18 protein-coding genes are annotated in these 19,160 nt (G+C 75.3%); 7 read left to right on the top strand and 11 right to left on the bottom strand.

Going from position 1 to position 19,160, the window contains the following annotated elements:
• Window positions 1-71 precede the first annotated feature (71 nt).
• Complete coding sequence (locus tag ACIPM1_RS08050) at window positions 72-587, top strand: DUF664 domain-containing protein (protein WP_402430488.1); 516 nt, start codon at window positions 72-74, stop codon at window positions 585-587.
• On the opposite strand, the gene ACIPM1_RS08045 is transcribed toward ACIPM1_RS08050, so the two are convergent.
• The 4 genes from ACIPM1_RS08045 to ACIPM1_RS08030 form a co-directional block, all read right to left on the bottom strand.
• Window positions 569-1,639: an adenosine deaminase gene (locus ACIPM1_RS08045; protein ID WP_402430485.1), complete on the bottom strand. Its 1,071-nt coding sequence runs from the start codon at window positions 1,637-1,639 to the stop codon at window positions 569-571. The genes ACIPM1_RS08050 and ACIPM1_RS08045 overlap by 19 nt on opposite strands.
• 66 nt (window positions 1,640-1,705) lie before the next feature.
• The gene (locus ACIPM1_RS08040; RefSeq protein ID WP_402430482.1) at window positions 1,706-2,113 is read right to left on the bottom strand and encodes a VOC family protein; all 408 of its coding nucleotides are present in this window, start codon (window positions 2,111-2,113) and stop codon (window positions 1,706-1,708) included.
• A 106-nt stretch (window positions 2,114-2,219) separates the two neighbouring features.
• Entirely contained in the window at window positions 2,220-3,149 is a 930-nt protein-coding gene (locus tag ACIPM1_RS08035; RefSeq protein ID WP_402430479.1) for a M48 family metalloprotease, read from the bottom strand.
• Window positions 3,146-3,517, bottom strand: a complete 372-nt coding sequence (locus ACIPM1_RS08030; protein WP_356189230.1) for a BlaI/MecI/CopY family transcriptional regulator — start codon at window positions 3,515-3,517, stop codon at window positions 3,146-3,148. The genes ACIPM1_RS08035 and ACIPM1_RS08030 overlap by 4 nt, the downstream gene beginning before the upstream one ends.
• 249 nt (window positions 3,518-3,766) lie before the next feature.
• On the opposite strand from ACIPM1_RS08030, the gene ACIPM1_RS08025 reads away from it, so the two are divergent.
• Entirely contained in the window at window positions 3,767-4,474 is a 708-nt protein-coding gene (locus ACIPM1_RS08025) for a dienelactone hydrolase family protein (protein ID WP_402430476.1), read from the top strand.
• Window positions 4,475-4,512: 38 nt separating this feature from the next.
• Here the strand turns inward: ACIPM1_RS08025 and ACIPM1_RS08020 are convergent, their stop codons facing one another.
• Window positions 4,513-4,869, bottom strand: coding sequence for a YciI family protein (locus ACIPM1_RS08020; protein ID WP_356189226.1), 357 nt, complete (start codon window positions 4,867-4,869; stop codon window positions 4,513-4,515).
• Between the two features lie 98 nt (window positions 4,870-4,967).
• Here ACIPM1_RS08020 and ACIPM1_RS08015 point away from each other — a divergent pair, with 98 nt between their 5' ends.
• Window positions 4,968-6,014 carry an acyl-CoA dehydrogenase family protein gene (locus ACIPM1_RS08015; RefSeq protein WP_402430473.1) on the top strand — a complete coding sequence of 349 codons (1,047 nt, stop codon included), beginning with the start codon at window positions 4,968-4,970 and terminating at the stop codon, window positions 6,012-6,014.
• A 143-nt stretch (window positions 6,015-6,157) separates the two neighbouring features.
• Here the strand turns inward: ACIPM1_RS08015 and ACIPM1_RS08010 are convergent, their stop codons facing one another.
• The 4 genes from ACIPM1_RS08010 to ACIPM1_RS07995 form a co-directional block, all read right to left on the bottom strand.
• The gene (locus ACIPM1_RS08010; RefSeq protein ID WP_356189222.1) at window positions 6,158-6,325 is read right to left on the bottom strand and encodes a hypothetical protein; all 168 of its coding nucleotides are present in this window, start codon (window positions 6,323-6,325) and stop codon (window positions 6,158-6,160) included.
• 158 nt (window positions 6,326-6,483) lie between these two features.
• Complete coding sequence (locus ACIPM1_RS08005; RefSeq protein ID WP_402430470.1) at window positions 6,484-7,275, bottom strand: SigB/SigF/SigG family RNA polymerase sigma factor; 792 nt, start codon at window positions 7,273-7,275, stop codon at window positions 6,484-6,486.
• Window positions 7,276-7,320: 45 nt separating this feature from the next.
• Complete coding sequence (locus ACIPM1_RS08000; protein WP_402430468.1) at window positions 7,321-9,504, bottom strand: MMPL family transporter; 2,184 nt, start codon at window positions 9,502-9,504, stop codon at window positions 7,321-7,323.
• Between the two features lie 161 nt (window positions 9,505-9,665).
• Complete coding sequence (locus ACIPM1_RS07995; protein ID WP_402430465.1) at window positions 9,666-10,175, bottom strand: MarR family winged helix-turn-helix transcriptional regulator; 510 nt, start codon at window positions 10,173-10,175, stop codon at window positions 9,666-9,668.
• A 96-nt stretch (window positions 10,176-10,271) separates the two neighbouring features.
• Here ACIPM1_RS07995 and ACIPM1_RS07990 point away from each other — a divergent pair, with 96 nt between their 5' ends.
• From ACIPM1_RS07990 to ACIPM1_RS07980, 3 genes are all read left to right on the top strand, one after another.
• A complete protein-coding gene (locus ACIPM1_RS07990) occupies window positions 10,272-11,834 on the top strand; it encodes an SDR family oxidoreductase (protein WP_402430462.1) in 1,563 nt (520 codons plus the stop codon).
• Between the two features lie 94 nt (window positions 11,835-11,928).
• Window positions 11,929-13,302, top strand: a complete 1,374-nt coding sequence (locus tag ACIPM1_RS07985) for a cryptochrome/photolyase family protein (protein WP_402430459.1) — start codon at window positions 11,929-11,931, stop codon at window positions 13,300-13,302.
• A 13-nt stretch (window positions 13,303-13,315) separates the two neighbouring features.
• Complete coding sequence (locus tag ACIPM1_RS07980; protein WP_402430456.1) at window positions 13,316-14,821, top strand: cryptochrome/photolyase family protein; 1,506 nt, start codon at window positions 13,316-13,318, stop codon at window positions 14,819-14,821.
• Window positions 14,822-15,027: 206 nt separating this feature from the next.
• Here the strand turns inward: ACIPM1_RS07980 and ACIPM1_RS07975 are convergent, their stop codons facing one another.
• Together ACIPM1_RS07975 and ACIPM1_RS07970 are read right to left on the bottom strand one after the other, a co-directional pair.
• Complete coding sequence (locus tag ACIPM1_RS07975) at window positions 15,028-16,269, bottom strand: NAD(P)/FAD-dependent oxidoreductase (RefSeq protein ID WP_402430453.1); 1,242 nt, start codon at window positions 16,267-16,269, stop codon at window positions 15,028-15,030.
• Between the two features lie 209 nt (window positions 16,270-16,478).
• The gene (locus ACIPM1_RS07970) at window positions 16,479-17,534 is read right to left on the bottom strand and encodes a MerR family transcriptional regulator (protein WP_402430450.1); all 1,056 of its coding nucleotides are present in this window, start codon (window positions 17,532-17,534) and stop codon (window positions 16,479-16,481) included.
• A gap of 172 nt (window positions 17,535-17,706) precedes the next feature.
• On the opposite strand from ACIPM1_RS07970, the gene ACIPM1_RS07965 reads away from it, so the two are divergent.
• A complete protein-coding gene (locus ACIPM1_RS07965) occupies window positions 17,707-18,435 on the top strand; it encodes a sigma-70 family RNA polymerase sigma factor (protein WP_402430447.1) in 729 nt (242 codons plus the stop codon).
• Window positions 18,436-19,160: the final 725 nt, after the last annotated feature.

The raw sequence follows: 19,160 nt of genomic DNA, 5'->3' as shown, positions 1-19,160 counted from the left end.
TGCCGCCGCCCGCTCGCCCCGGAAGCCGGGTTCCGGACGCATGACGGACCGCGATGCGCGATGGTGGACGTATGCATGCGAAGGACGTCCTCATCGACGGCTACGGCCGCATCCGGGAAGAAGTCCATGCCGCCGTCGACGGCCTGCCGGCAGAGTTGCTCAACGCCCGGCCCGCCCCCGACGCCAACTCCGTCTCCTGGCTCGTCTGGCACCTCACGCGGGTGCAGGACGACCATGTCGCCGACGCCTTCGGCCTGGACCAGGTGTGGCTGGCGCAGGACTGGGAGAAGCGCTTCGGACTCGATCTGAACCGGCGCGACACGGGCTACGGCCACAGTCCCGCGAAGGTCGCCAAAGTGATGGTCGACTCCGCGGACCTGCTGACCGGCTACTACGACGCCGTGCACGAGCAGACCCTGCGGGTCCTGCGCGAGCTGACCGCGCAGGACCTCGGACGCGTCGTCGACGAGCGCTGGGATCCGCCCGTGACGCTGGGTGTCCGGCTGGTGAGCGTCCTGTCCGACGATCTGCAGCACGCCGGACAGGCCGCCTACGTCAGGGGGCTACTTCAGAGCGCGGAGGCGTAGCCCGGCAGGACCACGTCCCGCAGGAGGGCCACACGCTCGTCGAACGGGATGAACGCGCTCTTGACCGCGTTCACCGTGACCGTGCGCAGGTCCTCCACCGTCCAGCCGGCCTGCTCGACCAGCAGGGACATCTCACGGGTCATCGTCGTGCCGGACACCAGGCGGTTGTCGGTGTTGAGGGTGACCCGGAAGCCCAGGTCCTTCAGGGCGGTGATGGGATGCCCGGCGATCGAGGTCGCGGCGCCGGTCTGCAGGTTGGAGGTCGGGCACATCTCCAGGGCGACGCGCCGGTCGCGCACCCAGCCCGCCAGCCGGCCCAGCTTGCCGTCGACGATGTCCTCGGTGATCCGCACGCCGTGGCCGATGCGCTGGGCGCCGCAGACCTGAAGCGCCTGGTGGATGCTGGGCAGGCCGTGCGCCTCGCCGGCGTGGATGGTGAACGGCACGCTCTCGCGGCGCAGGTGCTCGAAGGCGGCCAGGTGGTCGGCGGGCGGGAAGCCGTCCTCGGCGCCGGCGATGTCGAAGCCGACCACGCCCGCGTCCCGGTAGGCGACCGCGAGGTCGGCGGCCTCCCGGACGCGGTCGAACATCCGCATCCCGCACAGCAGCGTGCCGACCCGGACCGGCGTGCCGGCGGCCGCGGCCTTGGCCATACCGGCCGCGAGTCCCTCCTGCACGGTCTCGACGACCTCCGCGAGGGTCAGTCCGCCGCGGAGCATCAGCTCGGGGGCGTAGCGCACCTCGGCGTAGACGACGCCGTCCGCGGCCAGGTCCAGCACGTACTCCTCGGCGGTGCGCAGCAGTCCCTCACGGTTCTGCATCACGGCGAGGGTGTGCTCGAAGGTGGCTATGTAGCGGACCAGGTCGCCGGAGTTGGCGGCCTCGTAGTACCAGGCGGCGAGCTCGTCGGGGTCGGTGGTGGGCAGGGTGTGGCCGACCGCGGCCGCGAGCTCGACGACGGTGGCGGGGCGCAGGCCGCCGTCGAGGTGGTCGTGCAGCACGGCCTTGGGGAGGCGGCGGATCACTTCGGTGTCTACGCGCGTAGCAGTCATCGTGGGTCTTTCCTCGGGCGGGCGGTTCGAAAGGGCGGTGGGCGGTGGGAGCGGGCGGGAGGAAGCTCAGCCGGCGGGCTGGAGCAGGTCCCAGCGGTTGCCGTACAGGTCCTGGAAGACGGCGACCGTGCCGTACGGCTCGCGCCGGGGCTCCTCCAGGAAGGTCACGCCCGCGGCGCGCATCCGGGCGTGGTCGCCCGCGAAGTCGTCGGTGTGCAGGAAGAACCCGACGCGTCCGCCGGTCTGGTCGCCGACCCGGGCGCGCTGGGTCCCGCCCCTGGCGCGGGCGAGCAGCAGGCCGGTGGCAAAGCCCGCGCCGTCCGGGCCCGGCGCCCCCGCCTCGACGACGACCCAGCGGGAGCCGTCCGGGCGCGGGGCGTCCTCGACGAGCCGGAAGCCGAGGGCCTCGGTGTAGAAGCGGATCGCCTCGTCGTAGTCGTCGACGACGAGGGTGACCAGGGCGACGCGTCTCATCGGGGCCTTTCGGGGAGGGCGATTGACGGGTGAGGTTATACGTAAAACCCACGCGTACGCCAGTCCCGCTCCCAGCGGGGTGGGATCGCGGCGCGCCGGCGGCGGCTCAGTGGGACGCGTCGCCCTGCGCGATCTCGACGCGGTGGTGGAAGTCGATCAGGCCGGTGGCGGAGGCGGCGAAGGAGAGCGTGGTGCACGCCATCAGCAGGGCGGCGATCCGCAGCGCGGCCCGGCGCGGCACGTGCGGGGCCGTGAGCAGCGCCTTGACGCGGTGCGGGATCGGGCCGGAGGTGGCCGCCGGGGCCACCTCGGGGCGCGCGGAGGGGGCCTCCCCGCCGGCGAGCGCGGCGCGGGCGACGGCGCGGGCGGTCAGCCGCCGGTCGCCGACCGCGGCGGCTGCGGCCTCGTCCGCGACGCGTTCGGCCGCGAGGCGGATGGTGTCGCGGACCGGGCGCAGGGCGGGGTGGCAGTGGGCGGCGAGTTCGGCGGCGGCCAGGAAGTAGTGGTGGCCGCCCTGGTTGTGGGCGCGCTCGTGGGCGAACAGCACCTCCCGCTCGGCCGCGTCGAGGCTGCGCAGCATCGCGGTGGTGACGACGATGCGGTGCGGGCGGCCGGGCAGGGCGTACGCGTCCGGGTGCGGGGAGTCGACCACGCAGAGGTCGCCCGCGGCGGGCCGGCGGCCGGCCTCCGTCCGGGCGCTGCGGAAGGCCCGGACCTCCCGCAGCGCCGCCCGTCCCAGGGTGATCGCGCACACGGCGAGCGCGCCGACGGAGACGGCGGCGGCCGGTACGACCACCAGGTACGGGGCGGTGGCCAGCGGGTGGACCAGCTCCCCCAGCGCGGCGAGGGCGGGCAGCTTGAGCAGGCCGATGAGGACGAAGGCGCCGAGCGCCGCGAGGGAGCAGCCCGCCAGCACGACCGCGCAGACCGTGATCACCCACAGCGCGGCGCCGGGGGCGAGGCGGTCGAGGGCGCGCCGGGCCGCCGCCGGTACGGCGAACGGCAGCAGGAGCGGCAGCAGGAGCAGCGCCGTCATCGCTCACCGGGTTCGAGCAGGTCGCGCAGGATGCGCTCGTCGTCGGGGCTGAGCTGTGCGACGAAGCGGGCGAGGACCCGCTCGCGGTCGGGGTCGCGGGCGAGTTCGGTGTGCATCCGGCGGGCGGTCAGCCCGTGCGCGTCCTGGACGGGGTAGTAGGCGTAGCCGCGGCCCTGGCGCCGGCGCTCGACGACGCCCTTGTCGTGCAGCCGGGTGAGGATGGTGGTCACCGTGGTGCGGGCCAGTCCGGCGCCGAGGGCGAGCTGGACCTGACCGGCGGTCCGGGGTGCGTCGGCGGCCCAGAGAACGGCCATGACGCTGGCTTCGAGCTCGCCCGCCGGCCGTCGTTCGTCCTTGGCGTCGGTCATCCGAAGGTCCCTCACCCGTCGTCGTCCACGGCCCGGCGGACCGTCTACACGATAGTAGTCGTCCGGAGCAGTCGTCCGGGCGTCCGCCCGTGGCGGGCCCGCACGCCCGTTATGGGAGGGCCGTCGCGGGCGACCCGCGAGGACGGGCGGGGATGGTCGGCGGGGACCGGGTACCCGGGGCGGGAGGCCCTTCGGCACCATCGGCGCCACTGGGCCTCGGGACCATCAGCACCACCGGAACGGAGCACCATGCCCGAGACGCCGAAGCCCGCCGAGACGCCCGCCCGGCAGAACGTCACGTTCCCCAGCGCGGGAGCCACCGCCCACGGCTATCTGGCGCTGCCGCCGGCCGGCCGCGGGCCGGGTGTCCTCGTCATCCAGGAGTGGTGGGGCCTGACCGACCACATCGCCGACGTGGCCGACCGGCTGGCCGCCGAGGGGTTCGTCGCCCTGGCCCCCGACCTGTACGGCGGGAGCGTCGCGCACGACGGCGACGAGGCCCAGCGGATGATGAAGGCCCTGCCGGTGTCCCGCGGGGTGGAACTGCTCTCCGGCGCGGTGGACCACCTGCTGTCGCGGCCCGAGGTCACCTCGGAGACGGCCGGCGCGGTGGGCTTCTGCATGGGCGGGGGCTTCGTGCTGTACCTGGCGGCGGTGGAGCCCCGGGTGAGCGCGGCGGTGCCCTTCTACGGCGTCGTCCAGGGCGAGCTGCCCGACTTCTCGGGGTTGCGGGCCCAGCTCCTCGGCCACTTCGGCGAGCGCGACCGGACCATCCCGCGGGAGCGCGTCGACGAGCTGCGGGAGGCGATCCACCGGCAGTCGGGCGTCACCCCGGACTTCCGCCTCTACCCGGCCGGCCACGCCTTCTTCAACGACCGGCGGCCGAGCCACGACCCCGGCTCGGCCGCTGCCGCCTGGCGGAGCACCCTCGCCTTCCTGCACGAGCGGCTGGGCTGAGCGCCGGCCGGGAGCCTCGGCGTCGCGGGCGCCGGGTGTCAGTCCTCGGCGGTGTGCTGGAACGGGCGCACCTCGATGGGGAGCGTGGTGGCCCGGCTCGCCCTGCGGCCCCAGTCCAGGGCCGCTTCCAGGTCGGGCGCCTTGATCAGGCACAGGCCGCCCAGATACTCCCTGCCGTCGGCGTACGGGCCCTCGGTGACCCGCACGCCGGCGCCCTCCGGGCGCAGCACGACCGCCGTCTCCGGGCCGTCCAGTCCCCCGGCGAACACCCAGGCCCCCGCCTCGCGCAGTCGCTGGTGGAAGGCCTCGACCTCGCCCATGATCCGGGCCAGCGCCTCGGCCGAGGGCGGTTCCCCCTCGCTCGGCTGGATCACACTGAGCAGGTAGTACTTCATGACGTCCTCCTTGGCGTCGTGCCATCGACCCACCTCCTACACGAACGGCACGGCCCCGGATCGGCACCTCGCCCGACCACATCGGGAGAATCCTGTCCATGACCACTGCGGACCACCCCCTCGTCGCCCGTGCCCACCGGCTCGCGGACGACCTGCTCGCCCCGAACGCCGAGCGCGTCGACCAGGAGGGCGTGCCCGCGACCCACATCGCGGCGGTCAGGCGGTCGGGCCTGCTCGGGCTGGGCGCGCCGAAGGAGTACGGAGGCGCGGCGGCGCCCGCCGCGGTGGCCCGGGAGACGGCGGAGATCCTGGCCGGGGCGTGCTGCTCGACCTGGTTCGTGCAGACCCAGCACCACACCCCGGTGAAGCTCCTCGCGGCGTCCGACCGCCCGGTGCGGGAACGGCTGCTGCCTTCCCTGGCCTCCGGCGAGCTGCTGGCAGGGATCGCCTTCGCGCATGTGCGCGCCTTCCCCCGGGTGCCCGTACGGGCGGTGCCCGAGCGCGGCGGCTGGCGCTTCGACGGCACCGTGCCCTGGTACACGGGCTGGGGGCTGAACGACGTGATGCTGCTGGCCGGCGTGACCGACGAGGCCGAGGTGGTGTTCGCGTTCGCCGAGGCGCGCGAGCAGCCGGGGCTGCGTCCGTCGCCGCCGATGCGGCTCGCGGCCCTCACCGCCGCCCGCACGGTGTCGCTGCGTCTGGACGACCTGTGGCTGCCGGGGGAAGCGGTGGTGCAGTGCACCCCGCACGAGCGGTTCGAGGTCCTCGACCGGCCCCGCAACACCAACGCCTCGCCGGCCGTCTTCGGCGTGGCGTACGCGGCGCTCGCCCTGCTGGACGGAGTCCCGGAGGCCGCGGACACGGCGCGTGCGCTGCGCGGCCGTCTCGACGACGTGCGGGAGCGGGCGTACGCCCTGTGGGACCACCCGGTGCCGCACGCGCACCTCGAGGAGCGGCTCGCCCTCAAGACCCGGTCCTTCGACCTGATGCGCACCGCGACGACCGCCGCGATCGTGGCCGGCGGCGGCCGCTCACTGGACCTCGGCAGCCGGGCCCAGCGGCTCGCGCGCGAGGGCATGTTCCTGCTGGTGCAGGGTCAGACGGCGGAGGTGCGCCGGGCCCACCTGGACCATCTGGCCGACTGAGACCCGTGGCCGTGGATCGTCCGGCCGACTGAGACCTGTGGCCGTGGGTCATCCGGCCGGCGGAGCCACCGTGGCCGTGGGTCATCCGGCCGGCTGGACCCGCGGCCCGGCCGGGCGGGCGGGGCGAGGCGGCGGCCGGCCGCTCAGCGCTCGTCGTGGACGGGCACGACGACCAGGAAGGCGTCCTGTTCGAGGTCCATCACGACGGTCGCGGGCTGCCCCTCGGCCCGGCGCCGCGCCGCGTACTCCTCGGCGGGCCAGGATCCGCGCGGAGATCCGGCGGGAAACCTCTCCAACACCTTCGCGCCCATACCGGCAGACACCTCCAGAATCGACCATCTACGGGAAAGAACACGGTCCAACGTGTACAGTCCGCCTGCCCCCGGTCGGGACGAACATGTGCGCGTCCGTGGAAGCCGCGCCGCACCCGGCCCGGGCAGGGTCCGCCGGGAGGCTGCCGGGGCGCCGCTCAGACGCCGCCGACGGCGAGCCGGCTGCGCAGCCGTGCGAGGGTCCGGGACAGCAGCCGCGACACGTGCATCTGGGACAGACCCAGCTCCGCGCCGATCTGGCTCTGGGTCATGTCGTGCGTGAACCGCAGCGCCAGTATCCGGCGCTCCCGCGCGGTCAGGGCGGCCATCAGCGGCTTCAGCGCGATCAGGTCCTCGGCCATGGCCAGCGAGGGATCCTCGCCGCCGAGCAGGTCGGCGAGGCAGCCGCCCTCGTCGGCGGCGTCCCGCGGGGCGTCGAGGGACAGCGCGCCGTACCCGTCGGCCGCGCGCAGTCCCTCCGCCACGACGTCCTCCGGCCACCCGGTGCTGCGGGCGAGCTCGCCGACGGTCGGCGGGCGGCCGTACTCCTGCTCCAGGTCGGCGGCGGCGTCCTGGAGCGCGAAGCGGCGCTCCTGGAGCCGGCGCGGCACGTGCACGGCCCAGGTGGCGTCGCGGAAGAAACGCTTGATCTCGCCGGACACGGTGGGCACGGCGAAGGCCTCGAACTCGGTGCCCCGCGCCGGTTCGAACCGGTTCACCGCCTTGATCAGGCCGATGGTGCCGACCTGCACGACGTCGTCGTACAGCTCCTCCCGGGTCCGGAAGCGGCGGGCCGCGTGCCGGACGAGGCCCATGTTGAGTTCGACGACCGCGTTGCGGACCCGGGAGTGTTCGGCGGTGCCCTCCTCCAGCGAGGCGAGCCGCACCAGCAGCAGCCGGGTCTCGGCCCGGGGGTCGGCCGGCGTCGTCGCGGGGGACTGTGTGACCACGGCTGTCTCCTCGGCAAGCGTGCTACCGGTAGGTGAATCCGCTGTTCATTCAGTACGGTCGGCCGCCGCGGATGCGGACACCCTCGGTTCGTTCTCCGCACGCCCCGCCGAGGCGCCCTCCCGCTTGCGGCTGAGCCGCCCCGGCCACCAGGCGACGGCGCCCAGGTCCCGCACCAGGGCGGGCACCAGCAGCGACCGCACGACCAGGGTGTCGAGCAGCACGCCGAACGCGACGATGAAGGCGATCTGCGCCAGGAAGGCGAGCGGGATCACCCCCAGGGCGGCGAAGGTGGCGGCGAGCACCACTCCGGCGGCGGTGATCACGCCGCCGGTGGTGACCAGCCCGCGCAGCACCCCCTGGCGCACGCCGTGCCGCAGCGACTCCTCCCGCACCCGGGACATGAGGAAGATGTTGTAGTCGACGCCGAGGGCGACGAGGAACACGAAGCCGTAGAGCGGCACGGACGGATCGGTGCCGGTGAAGCCGAAGGCGTGCCGGAAGACGAGGGCCGAGACGCCCAGGGTGGCGACGAAGTTCAGGGCGACGGTGGCCACCAGCAGGGCGGGCATCAGCAGGGACCGCAGCAGCAGCGTCAGGATGGCGAAGATGATGGCGAGCACGACCGGCACGATGAGGGTGCGGTCCCGCTCCGCCGTGCGCAGCGTGTCGTACTGCTGGGCCGTGTAGCCGCCCACCCGCGCCTTCGCGTCCGGGACGGCGTGCACCGCCGTCCGCAGCCGGGCGACGGTCTCCTTGGCGGCGTCGCTGTCCGCGGCGGCGCGCAGCGTGACGTCGATCTGCGCCCGGCCGCCGACGACCAGGGGGGTGCCTCCGGGGCGCCCGGTCCGGGTCACGGCGGACGCGGAGGCCACGCCCTCGGTCGTGCGGGAAGCGGCGAGGACCTGCTCCAGCCGGCCGGCGTCGGCGACGACCACGGCCGGGTTGCCCGAGCCGCCGGGGAAGTGCTCGCCGAGGGTCCGCTGCGCGGCGACGGACGGCGCGTCGTTGACGAAGATCTCCTCGAGCGGCACGCCCTTGGAGGTGAGGGTGGGGGCGAACGCGGCGCAGGCCAGCAGTCCGGCGAGGGCCACCGCCCAGACCTTGCGCGGGGACCGGTCGACGAGCCGGGCGACGCGCTGCCAGATGCCGTCCGCGCCGGGGCCGCCGTCGGCGTCGGACCGGCCGTCGGCGTCGGACCGGCCGTCGGCGGGGCGGGGCTTGGCGGGCCAGTAGGCGGCCCGGCCGAGCAGGACGAGCACGGCGGGCAGGAAGGTGAGCGCGCTGAGGACGGCGCAGCCGATGCCGACGGCCCCGACCGGCCCGAGGGCGCGGTTGTTCGTCAGATCGCTCAGCAGCAGCGCGAGCAGGCCCAGGGCGACGGTGGCCGCGCTGGCGACGATCGGGCCCCAGGACTGCCCGAGCGCGGCCCGGACGGCGGCGAACCGGTCGGCGCGGTGGGCGAGCTCCTCCCGGTAGCGGGCCGTCAGCAGCAGCGCGTAGTCGGTGGCCGCGCCGATCACCAGGATGGACAGGATGCCCTGCACCTGGCCGTCGACGCGGACCACGTCGTGGTCGGCGAGCACGTAGACGATCGCGCACGCCAGTCCGAGCGCGAAGACGGCCCCGACGATGACCACCAGCGGCAGCAGCACGCTGCGGTACACCAGCAGCAGGATGACCAGGACGGCCGCCAGCGCGACGCCGACCAGCAGGCCGTCGATGCCCGCGAAGGCGTCGGCGAGGTCCGCCTGCGTCGCGGCGGGCCCGGCGAGCCGGACCGTGGTGCCGGGGACGCGCTCGGCGGCGGCGCGGACCCGGTCGAGGGTGTCCGGCAGCCGGTCCCCGAGGCCGGGACTGAGCGGTACGACGCCTTCCAGGGCCCTGCCGTCCTTCGAGGGGAGGGCGGGCGAGACCCGTCCGGCGACGCCCGGCGCGCCGGAGAGGGAGGCGAGTGCCCGGGTGGCGGCGGCCTGACGGTCGCGCAGCGGGCCGTCCCCGTCGGCGGTCCACAGGACCACGGCCGGGAGGGTCTCGCTCTGCCGGAAGGCCCGCTGCTCGTCGCTGACCTCGGTGGACTCGGCGCTGCGCGGCAGGAAGGCGGCCCGGTCGTTGGTGGCGACCTCGCCGAGCCGGCCCGCGAAGGGCCCGAAGGCTCCCCCGATGCCCAACCAGAGCGCTAGCAGGACGAAGGGCACGAGCAGGCGGGCCCGGCGGGCGGTGGTGGACATTGTTCTCCAGACTCCGGTGGCGGGGGGTTCGTACACGCACCCAGTTAGCTCAACTGAAAAGAATCTCAATGATTGAGATATATCTGGGTGCTGATCGTAGAGGACGCGGTGACGCCTTCTCTTCCCGCCTCGCCCGGCCGCCGGATGCACCCGGCGGCGGTTCAGCGCTCCGGTGACGGCAGGAGCGCGAGCTCGTCGTTGATCGCGGTGAGGAAGCGGACCACGGTGGCCAGCTCCTCCTCGGTGAAACGGGTCCGGGCCGCCTCGGTCGCCTCGGCCAGCGGCCGGAAGTAGTCCCGGGCGGTCGCGCGGGCGTCGGCCGCGTAGTGCAGGTGGACCACCCTGCGGTCGGGGCTCTCGCGGACCCGGCGGATGTGCCCGGCGCGTTCGAGCCGGTCCACGCACGCCGTCACGGCGCCCGAGGTCAGCCCCAGGCGGCCGCGCAGCCGGCCCGGCGTCATCGGCTCGTCGGCGTCCAGGATCGCCGCGAGTGCCTGCACATCGGTGGGGTGCAGCCCGTGTTCGCCCGCGAAACCCTGCACGAGGCGGTTGATCTCGCCGTTCATCCGCCGCAGCCGGACCGCGAAGGAGAGCAGGCCGGTGTCCTCCGGCGCCCCCGCCCCGGGGTCCGGTCCGCCCGCGCTCCGCTCGGTCTCGTCTGCCGTGGCCACGCGATCAGCCTATAGAAACGCCGGTCCGGGCATCCGCGCGGACCGTTTCGGTGGAAGTGTTCGGGAAAGGCGCCGACACGCGGAGGACCGGAACCGATGAACGGTGAGGACACGGGAGAGGGGCCGCGCGACGGTGCGGGCACCGGAGAACGGCTGCGCTGCCTGGTGACGGGCGCCACCGGCTACATCGGCGGCCGGCTCGTCCCCGAGCTGCTGGAGGCCGGTCACCGGGTGCGCTGCCTGGCCCGCTCCCCCGGCAAGCTCCGCGACCATCCCTGGGCGGCGGACGCCGAGGTGGTCCGCGGCGACGTCACGGACGCCGACTCGGTCGCCGAGGCGATGCGGGACGTCGACGTCGCCTACTACCTGGTGCACGCCCTGGGCTCGGGCCGGGACTTCGAGGACACCGACCGCCGGGCCGCGCGTGTCTTCGGCGAGCAGGCCAAGGCCGCGGGCGTGCGGCGGATCGTCTACCTGGGCGGCCTCACCCCCACCGGCGTGCCGGAGGAGGAACTCTCCCCGCATCTGCGCTCGCGCGCGGAGGTCGGCCGCATCCTGCTCGACTCGGGCGTGCCCACCACGGTGCTGCGGGCCGCCGTCATCATCGGCTCCGGCTCCGCCTCCTTCGAGATGCTGCGCTACCTCACCGAACGCCTGCCCGTGATGATCACTCCGAGCTGGGTGCGGACCCGGATCCAGCCCATCGCCGTACGGGACGTCCTGCGGATCCTGGTGGGCAGCGCGCGGATGCCGGCCGACGTCAACCGGGCCTTCGACATCGGGGGCCCGGACGTCCTGACCTACCGGGACATGATGCTCCGGTACGCGGCCGTCGCGGGCCTGCCGCGCCGGGTCATCCTGCCCGTCCCGGTCCTCACGCCCCGCCTGTCCAGTCACTGGATCGGCCTGGTCACGCCCGTGCCCGCGTCCATCGCGCGGCCGCTGACCGAGTCGCTGCGCCACGAGGTCGTCTGCCACGAGCACGACATCACCCGCTACGTGCCCGATCCGCCGGGGCGCCCGATCGGCTTCGACGACGCGGTGCGGCTCGCCCTGCAGCGCGTCCGGGACGCCCAGGTGACCACCCGGTGGTCGTCCGCCTCGGTGCCCGGCGCGCCCAGCGACCCCCTGCCCACCGACCCCGACTGGGCGGGCGGCAGCCTCTACACGGACCGGCGCGAACTGACCGTGGACGCCCCGCCGGAGGCCCTGTGGCGGGTCGTCGAGGGCATCGGCGGGGACAACGGCTGGTACTCCTTCCCCCTCGCCTGGGCGCTGCGCGGCTGGCTGGACCGGCTGGTCGGCGGGGTCGGGCTGCGCCGGGGCCGCCGGGACGCCCAGCATCTGCGGGTGGGCGACTCGCTGGACTTCTGGCGGGTGGAGGAGATCGAGCCGGGCCGGCTGCTGCGGCTGCGGGCCGAGATGCGGCTGCCCGGCCTGGCCTGGCTGGAGATGCGCGCCACCACGGACGCCGACGGGCGCACCCGCTACTGCCAGCGCGCCCTGTTCCACCCGCACGGGCTGCTCGGCCACGCCTACTGGTGGAGCATCTCCCCCTTCCACGCCGTCGTGTTCGGCGGCATGGCCCGCAACATCGCGCAGGCGGCGGCCCGGACCGCGCCGCTCATCCGTACGGGGGACGACGCGGTCGCCCGCTGACCCGCGCATCCGCCGCGGGTCCCGCGCCCGAAGCAGATCACCGACCCTTCGGTGCGGCCCGACGCACCGTCCGTACCGCCCCGGAGCCCGCACCATGAACGTCTCGGTCGTCCTCTTCACCGCCGACCTGCGCGTGCACGACCATCCACCCCTGCGCGCCGCCCTCGACGGCTCCCGGCAGGTCGTCCCCCTGTTCGTGCGGGACCGCGCCGTCGACGCGGCCGGTTTCGCCGTACCGAACCGGCTGGCGTTCCTCGCCGACTGCCTGCGCGGCCTCGCCGCGGAACTGGAGCGCCGCGGCGGGCGGCTGGTGCTGCGCTCCGGCGACCTGGTCGAGGAGGTGTGCAAGGTGGCCGCCGAGGCGGACGCCGACGAGGTGCACATGGCCGCCGACGTCAGCGGCCACGCCCACCGCAGGGAGGAGCGGCTGCGGCGGGCGCTGGAGGCGGACGGCCGCCGGCTGCACGTGCACGACACGGTGACCACCGCCGTCACGCCCGGCGCGCTCACCCCGTCCTCCTCGGACCACTTCGCCGTGTTCACGCCGTACTTCCGGCAGTGGTCGCAGCAGAGCCTGCGCGCCGCCCTCGGCGCGCCGCGCACCGTGCGCGTGCCGGACGGCATCGGCTCCGAGGAACTGCCCTCCCGCACGGATCTCACGGGGGTGTCGGAGGGGCTGGCGCCGGGCGGCGAGACGGAGGGCAGGAAGCGGTTCGCCGGCTGGCTGCGCTCGGGCATCGCCGCCTACGAGGACCGGCACGACGACCTGGCCGGCGACGCGACCTCCCGGCTCTCGCCCCATCTGCACTTCGGCACGCTCTCCCCCGTCGAACTCGTCCACCGGGCACGGCAGGCGGGCGGCCCGGGCGCGGAGGCGTTCGTACGGCAGCTCGCCTGGCGCGACTTCCACCGGCAGGTCCTGGCGGCGCGACCGGCCGCGGCCGCCGCCGACTACCGCACCAAGCACGACCGCTGGCGGTCCGAGCGGGCCGCGCGGGAGGACGTCGAGGCGTGGAAGGAGGGCCGCACCGGCTATCCGATCGTCGACGCGGCCATGCGCCAACTGCGCCACGAGGGCTGGATGCACAACCGGGGCCGCCTGCTGACCGCGAGCTTCCTCGCCAAGACCCTGTACGTCGACTGGCGGGTCGGCGCCCGGCACTTCCTGCGCCTCCTGGTCGACGGCGACGTCGCCAACAACCAGCTCAACTGGCAGTGGATGGCGGGCACCGGCACCGACACCCGGCCCAACCGGGTGCTCAACCCCGTCACCCAGGCCAAGCGGTACGACCCCGACGGCACGTACGTACGGCGCTGGGTGCCCGAACTCGCCGGGCTGGACGGCCCGTTGGTGCACGAGCCGTGGAAGCTGCGCGGCCCGGACCGGGGCGCGCTCGACTACCCGGACCCCGTGGTGGACCTGTCCGAGGGCCTGGCCCGCTTCAAGCGCGCCCGCGCCCGCGACTGAAGGAGGCCCGCACGTGACCGTCCCCCACTGGCTGTTCGGCGACCAGCTCGGCCCGCACTTCCTCGCCCCGGGCGGGGACGGCCCCGACCGCGACGCGCCGGTGGTGATGGTCGAGGCCCGCTCGGTCTTCCGCCGCCGGCGGTTCCACCGGGCCAAGGCGCACCTGGTGCTGTCCGCGATGCGCCACCGCGCCGCCGACCTCGGCGACCGGGTCACCTACGTGCGGGCCGAGACGTACCGCGAGGGCCTCCACGAGGCCGTCGGCGATGGCCCGCTGACGGTGCGTCACCCCACCTCGCACGCCGCCCTGCGGTTCGTGCGGTCGCTCGACGGCGTCACGGTGCTGCCCGCCCGGGGCTTCCTCGTCCCGCACGACGACTTCCGCGGCTGGGCCGACGGCCAGAGCGGCCGGCGGCTGCTCCAGGAGGACTTCTACCGCTGGGTGCGGCGCGGGCACGACCTGCTGAGGGACGGCGGCGCCCCGGCCGGCGGTCGCTGGAACCACGACCACGACAACCGCGAGCCGCCGCCGAAGGGGGCCCGCACGCTCGGCGCTCCGGCGCCCTACCGTCCCCGGGAGGACGGCATCGACGAGGAGGTGCGGCACGACCTGGACCGGTGGGAGCGCGAGGACGGCATCCGGTTCGTCGGCCGCGACGGCCCGCGCCGCTTCCCCGCCTCCCGCCGCGAGGCGCTGAGCGCGCTGCGCCGGTTCGTCGAGCACCGGCTGGCCGGGTTCGGGCCGCACGAGGACGCGATGCTGGCCGCCGACCCGGTGATGAGCCACAGCCTGCTGTCCTCCTCGCTGAACCTGGGCCTGCTCGACCCCGCCGAGTGCGTGGAGCGGGCGGAGGACGCCTGGCGGGCCGGGCGGGCCCCGGTGCACAGCGTCGAGGGGTTCGTACGGCAGATCGCCGGATGGCGCGAGTACGTGTGGCAGCTGTACTGGTACTTCGGCGAGGACTACCGCCGGCGCAACGCCCTCGGGCACCGGGCGCCGCTGCCGGAGTGGTTCCTGGAGCTGGACGCCGACGCGGTGACCGCGCGGTGCCTGGCCACCGTCCTGGCGCAGGTGCGCGACACCGGCTGGACGCACCACATCCCCCGGCTGATGCTGCTGGGCAGCCACGCCCTGCAACGGGGCTGGGATCCGCGGGCGGTGACCGACTGGTTCCACCGCTGCTTCGTCGACGGCTACGACTGGGTGATGGTCCCGAACGTCGTCGGCATGTCCCAGTACGCCGACGGCGGACGGATGACCACCAAGCCGTACACCTCGGGCGGCGCGTACGTGCACCGGATGAGCGACCTGTGCGGCGGGTGCGCGTACCGGCCGGCCGAACGCGTCGGCGAGCGCGCCTGCCCGTTCACCGCCGGGTACTGGGCCTTCCTGCACCGGCACCGGGAGCGGCTGGCGGGCAATCCCCGGATGGCACGGGCGGTGGGAGGCCTGGACCGGCTGGCCGACCTCGACGAGCTGCTGCGAGCGGAGAAGGAGCGCGGGGACGGCCCTCCGTGATCCGGCCCCGAACTCGCACCCGTGCCCCGGACTTCGGCCTCGGGCCCCGACTTCAAACTCCTGCCTCGGGCCCCGACCTCGGGCTCCTGCCTCGGGGGCCTTCTGGGGGCCTCGACCTCCGACTGCGGCCTCGGCCCCCGATCCGCCGGTCGGCGCCCGGCGCGGTGTGAGCCGATGCCGCGCGGCCGTACCCGCTGCGCAACGGCTCAGCGGCCGAGGTCGCGCAGCACCTCGCGCGCGGCCCGGGCCCCGGAGGCCAGCGCTCCCTGCACCGATCCGGTGGCCCGGTGGTCGCCGCAGACGTAGCGCCCCGGGCCCGTGCGGGAGGTGCGGAGCAGCGGCTGCGGCGGCGGCATGGCGGGCAGCGCGTCGGTGATCGTGCGGACCGTGAGCAACTCCCAGTCCCCGGCGCCGGTGCCGTACAGGTCGGACAGGGCCGCGCGCACCGTCCGCTCGCGGCCCTCGGCGTCCGGGCCGAGCACGGAGGTCGCGACGAGCGCGGAGCCGGCCGGAGCGTATCCGGGCACGACGTCGCTGAGCACGCACGTGTTGAGTACGCGCCGCCGCTCGTCGACGAGCAGGGTCGGCTCGCCCAGCGGCGACCGCGGCGCCACGTGGTAGTACGTCGTCACGACCCGGTAGGGCGGCAGGTCGAGCCCGGGCAGCAGCGCGGCGGCGGGGCCGGGGCCGGTGGCCACCACCACGGCGCGGGCGGGCACCAGCGCTCCGGCGGCCGTCTCGGCACCGTCGTCGGTGAGGCGTTCGACCGCCGTCTCCAGCCGCACCAGACCGGCGGGCAGCGCCCCGGCGAGCGCCCGCGGCACCGCCCCGATCCCCTCGGCGGGCAGGCACAGGGTGCCGCGCAGCATGCTGCGCCAGACGAGGTGGAAGAACCGGCTGGAGGTCTCCAGTTCGTCCTCCAGGAACACGCCCGACAGGAACGGGCGGAAGAACCGCTCGACGAACGCGTCGGAGAAGCCGGCCGCCGCCAGCGCGGTCCTGGTGGTGCGGTCCTCGGAGCGTTTCACCCACTCCACCGGGCCCAGCAGGTCGCGGCCGGAGAGCGCGCCGAGGGCCAGCAGGTCGCGCGGGCCGGCGAGACGGCCGGGCAGGAGGTCGGGAAGCGTCCCGGGACGGCGGGTCGGGTCGGTGAAGCGCAGCCTGCCCCGGTCGGTGTGGATCAGCACGCCCGGGGTGAACGGCCGCAGCCGCAGGTCACGCAGCGTCAGACGCCTTCGGACCTGCGGGTAGGAGGTGTTGAACACCTGGAATCCCCGGTCGACCACGAAGCCGTCGACGCGGTCCGAGCGCATCCGGCCGCCGACCCCGTCGGACGCCTCCAGGACCCGTACGTCGAGTCCCCCGGCGAGCAGGTCGCGGGCGCAGGCGAGTCCGGCGACCCCCGCTCCGATCACCAGGACGTCCACGGGGGATGCGGTCGCGGGCACGGGGTCCACCCTTCGTGTCGGGGGCGGCCCGGCGTGGGCGCGGGCCGGCGCGGGCGCGTGCTGCGGGGCGCCCTTCGGATGGGTTCCCGCCCCGTCCGCCCACCGGATGCGCCGACGGAGTGGATACCGGGGTGGGGCGCTTCCGGATGACGGTGTCCTTCCCGGTGATCGGCGTGGCTGCGGGGCCGCGGCCGGTTCGGCGGGTCGTCTCAGTGTGACTCGCCGGGGACCGCCGCGGTGTGGGCGGCGGACAGGGCGTCGAGTGCCTCGCGCAGGCTGTTCGGCCGGGGCAGTCCCGCTGCGCGGCGCCCGGCCCAGCCGGGTCCGCCGAGGAGGACCAGGGGCTGCCGGCGCGCGCCCTTCACCCCCCACTGCGCCGCGGCGACGTACCGGGCCAGCGGCAGGCTCGCCGTGGAGCGGGACTGGGCCCACAGGACCACGGCCGTCGGACCCAGGCGTTGCACGGCCGCCGCCAGCGCCTCGGCGGGCACGGCCGCGCCGAACATGCGGGTCGGCAGCCCGCGTTCGCAGAGCGCGGCGTTGAGCGCCTCCAGGGGCAGCGTGTGCTGCTCGCCGGGCACGCAGGCCAGGATCACGGGGCCGGTGACCGGGGCGTCGCCCGCGGGCGCGGCGGGCCGGGTGCACCGGCGAAGGACGGTGGACACGTGCCAGGACAGCAGGTGCTCGACCTCGACGTAACGGTCGCCCGACGAAGCCCACTTGCGTCCCACGGCGTGCAGGGTGGGCACCATCACCTCCTGCCAGGCGACGGCCACCCCGTGCTCCTCGACCGCCGCGGTCAGCTGCTCCTCGACTGCGGGGGCGTCGAGCCGTACGGCGGCCCGGGCCAGCCCCCGGCACTCCTGGCGCACATCGCCGAGGGGCAGCGTGCCGGCCGCCCGGGAGCGCGGTGCCACCACGGGCTGCCGCGACGGCGCGACGGCACCGGCCGTGCCCGGGGCCCCGGGCACCGCGGCCGCCGCCGTCTTCTGCGCGGCGCGCGCCGCCTCGGCGGGCGGCACCCCGGCCGAGGTCAGCCGGCACATCGTCTCCAGCATCTCCACGTCCTGCGGCGTCCAGCGCCGGTGCCTGCCGTCGGCGCGCACGGCGGGCCCGATGCCGTAGCGGCGGTCCCAGGAGCGCAGCGTGGTCGGGGAGACCCCCAGCCTGCGCGCCAGCGCGCCGGTGGTCAGCCCCGCCTCGCCGGCCGGGGACGCCGGATCCACCCGCTCCTCCGGCTCCCGCCGCTCGTCCGTCTCGTCCATGGAACGACTATACGACGCAGAATCGATGCAAGTTGAGTCACCGAGGTCGCCGCTCCCACGATGGCGGCACGGAGCGAGCCCCGGGAACGGTCCAGGGCCACCGCGGTGACGGGCGACCGCCACGACCGCGGCCGGCCGGCACGCGTTCCGTCCGACCTCAGGAGGCGTCGCCATGACCCCGCATCCGACCGCCGTCCGGTTCGACCCCTCGATGTCTCCTTCTCCGACTTCCCCGACTTTCACGGCCTCCACGGCCTCCACGACCTCACCGTCCGCGGCGGCCGATCCGGCCGAAGCGCCGCTGTGGGCGCCCGTCGAGGAGTCGCTCGCCGACGAGGAACTGGCGCACGGTCTGGTGGCCGGCGACGAGGCCTGCCTCGCCGCCGCCTACCACCGCTGGTCGGCTCTGGTGCACACGCTGGCCCGGCGTTCGCTGGGGGACCCGAGGGAGGCCGAGGACGTCACCCAGCAGGTCTTCCTCGGCGTGTGGCGCGGCCGGCACGGCTACCGGCCCGAGCGCGGACCGCTGGCCGGGTGGATCGTCGGCATCACCCGGCGCAAGATCGCCGACGCGCTGGCCGCGCGGACCCGGCGCGGCGAACTGGTCGCGGCCGCCGGCTCGGCCCTCGGCCCGGTCGACCCCGCCGCGGGCAGGCCCGAGGCCGCCCTCGACCGGGTCCTCGTGCGGCACGAGCTGGACCGGCTTCCGCCGGCCCAGCGGCGGGTGCTGTGCCTGGCCTTCTTCGAGGACCTGACCCAGACCCAGATCGCCGAGCGCACCGGCTGGCCGCTCGGCACGGTCAAGAGCCACGCCCGCCGGGGCCTGCACCAGTTGCGCCGCCGGCTCGAGCAGCCGACGCCGGAGGCGGACCCGGGCGCGAGCGTGCCCGCGAGCGCCTGAGCGGGACTCGCCGCCGTATTCGATGCACAAGCGGTGCGAGCTTCCCGAATTCGGAGGGGCCCGCACCGCATCCGCCGCGGTCGCCGGACCGGAAATGAGGGGGACGGCGCGACTGCGGAGGTGGGCATGGGCGAACGAGACCATGGCGGTCATGTCCCGCCCAACGACCTGGCCGCCCTCGCCCTCGACGAGCGCCGGGACCGGCCCGACCGGGGGGCCGAACGGGACACGGCCCTCGCCCATGTCGCGGAGTGCCGCCGGTGCGGCGAGGCACTGGACGAACTGAGGCGGGTCGTCGCCGCGGGCCGCACCGTCTCCCCCGCGGACGACGTGGCCCGCCCGCCCGCCCGGGTGTGGCACGCGATCGCCGCGGAGGTCCACCATCGGCCAGGCGTCTCCCGTCCCCGGCCCGCTTGCGACCCGCCCGTGCCGGCCGGCGAGACCTCCGTGCCGAGCCGGTCCCGCGACGCGCCCCCTTTCGCCGACCCTCCCAGCTCTGCCACCTCTCCCGGCCCCGCCACCTCTCCCAGCTCTTGCGGCACTCCCGACTCCCCCGGCACCCCCAGCTCCCGCGACCGCGGTGCCCTCCGGCTCCGCCTGACGCCCGCGCTCCGGAGAGCCGTCCGGCTCCTGGCGCTCCTCGCGGCGCCCGTGACCGCCGTCCTGTTCGTACGCCGCCGGCTCCGGGCGCGCGGACGCGGGGCACGCTCGCGCATCCGTACCGG

It is taken from the genome of Streptomyces sp. NPDC086766 (assembly GCF_044746005.1).
Taxonomy (GTDB): domain Bacteria; phylum Actinomycetota; class Actinomycetes; order Streptomycetales; family Streptomycetaceae; genus Streptomyces.
Note: the sequence above shows the minus strand (reverse complement) of the source record. Positions and strands in the feature narration are given on the sequence as shown.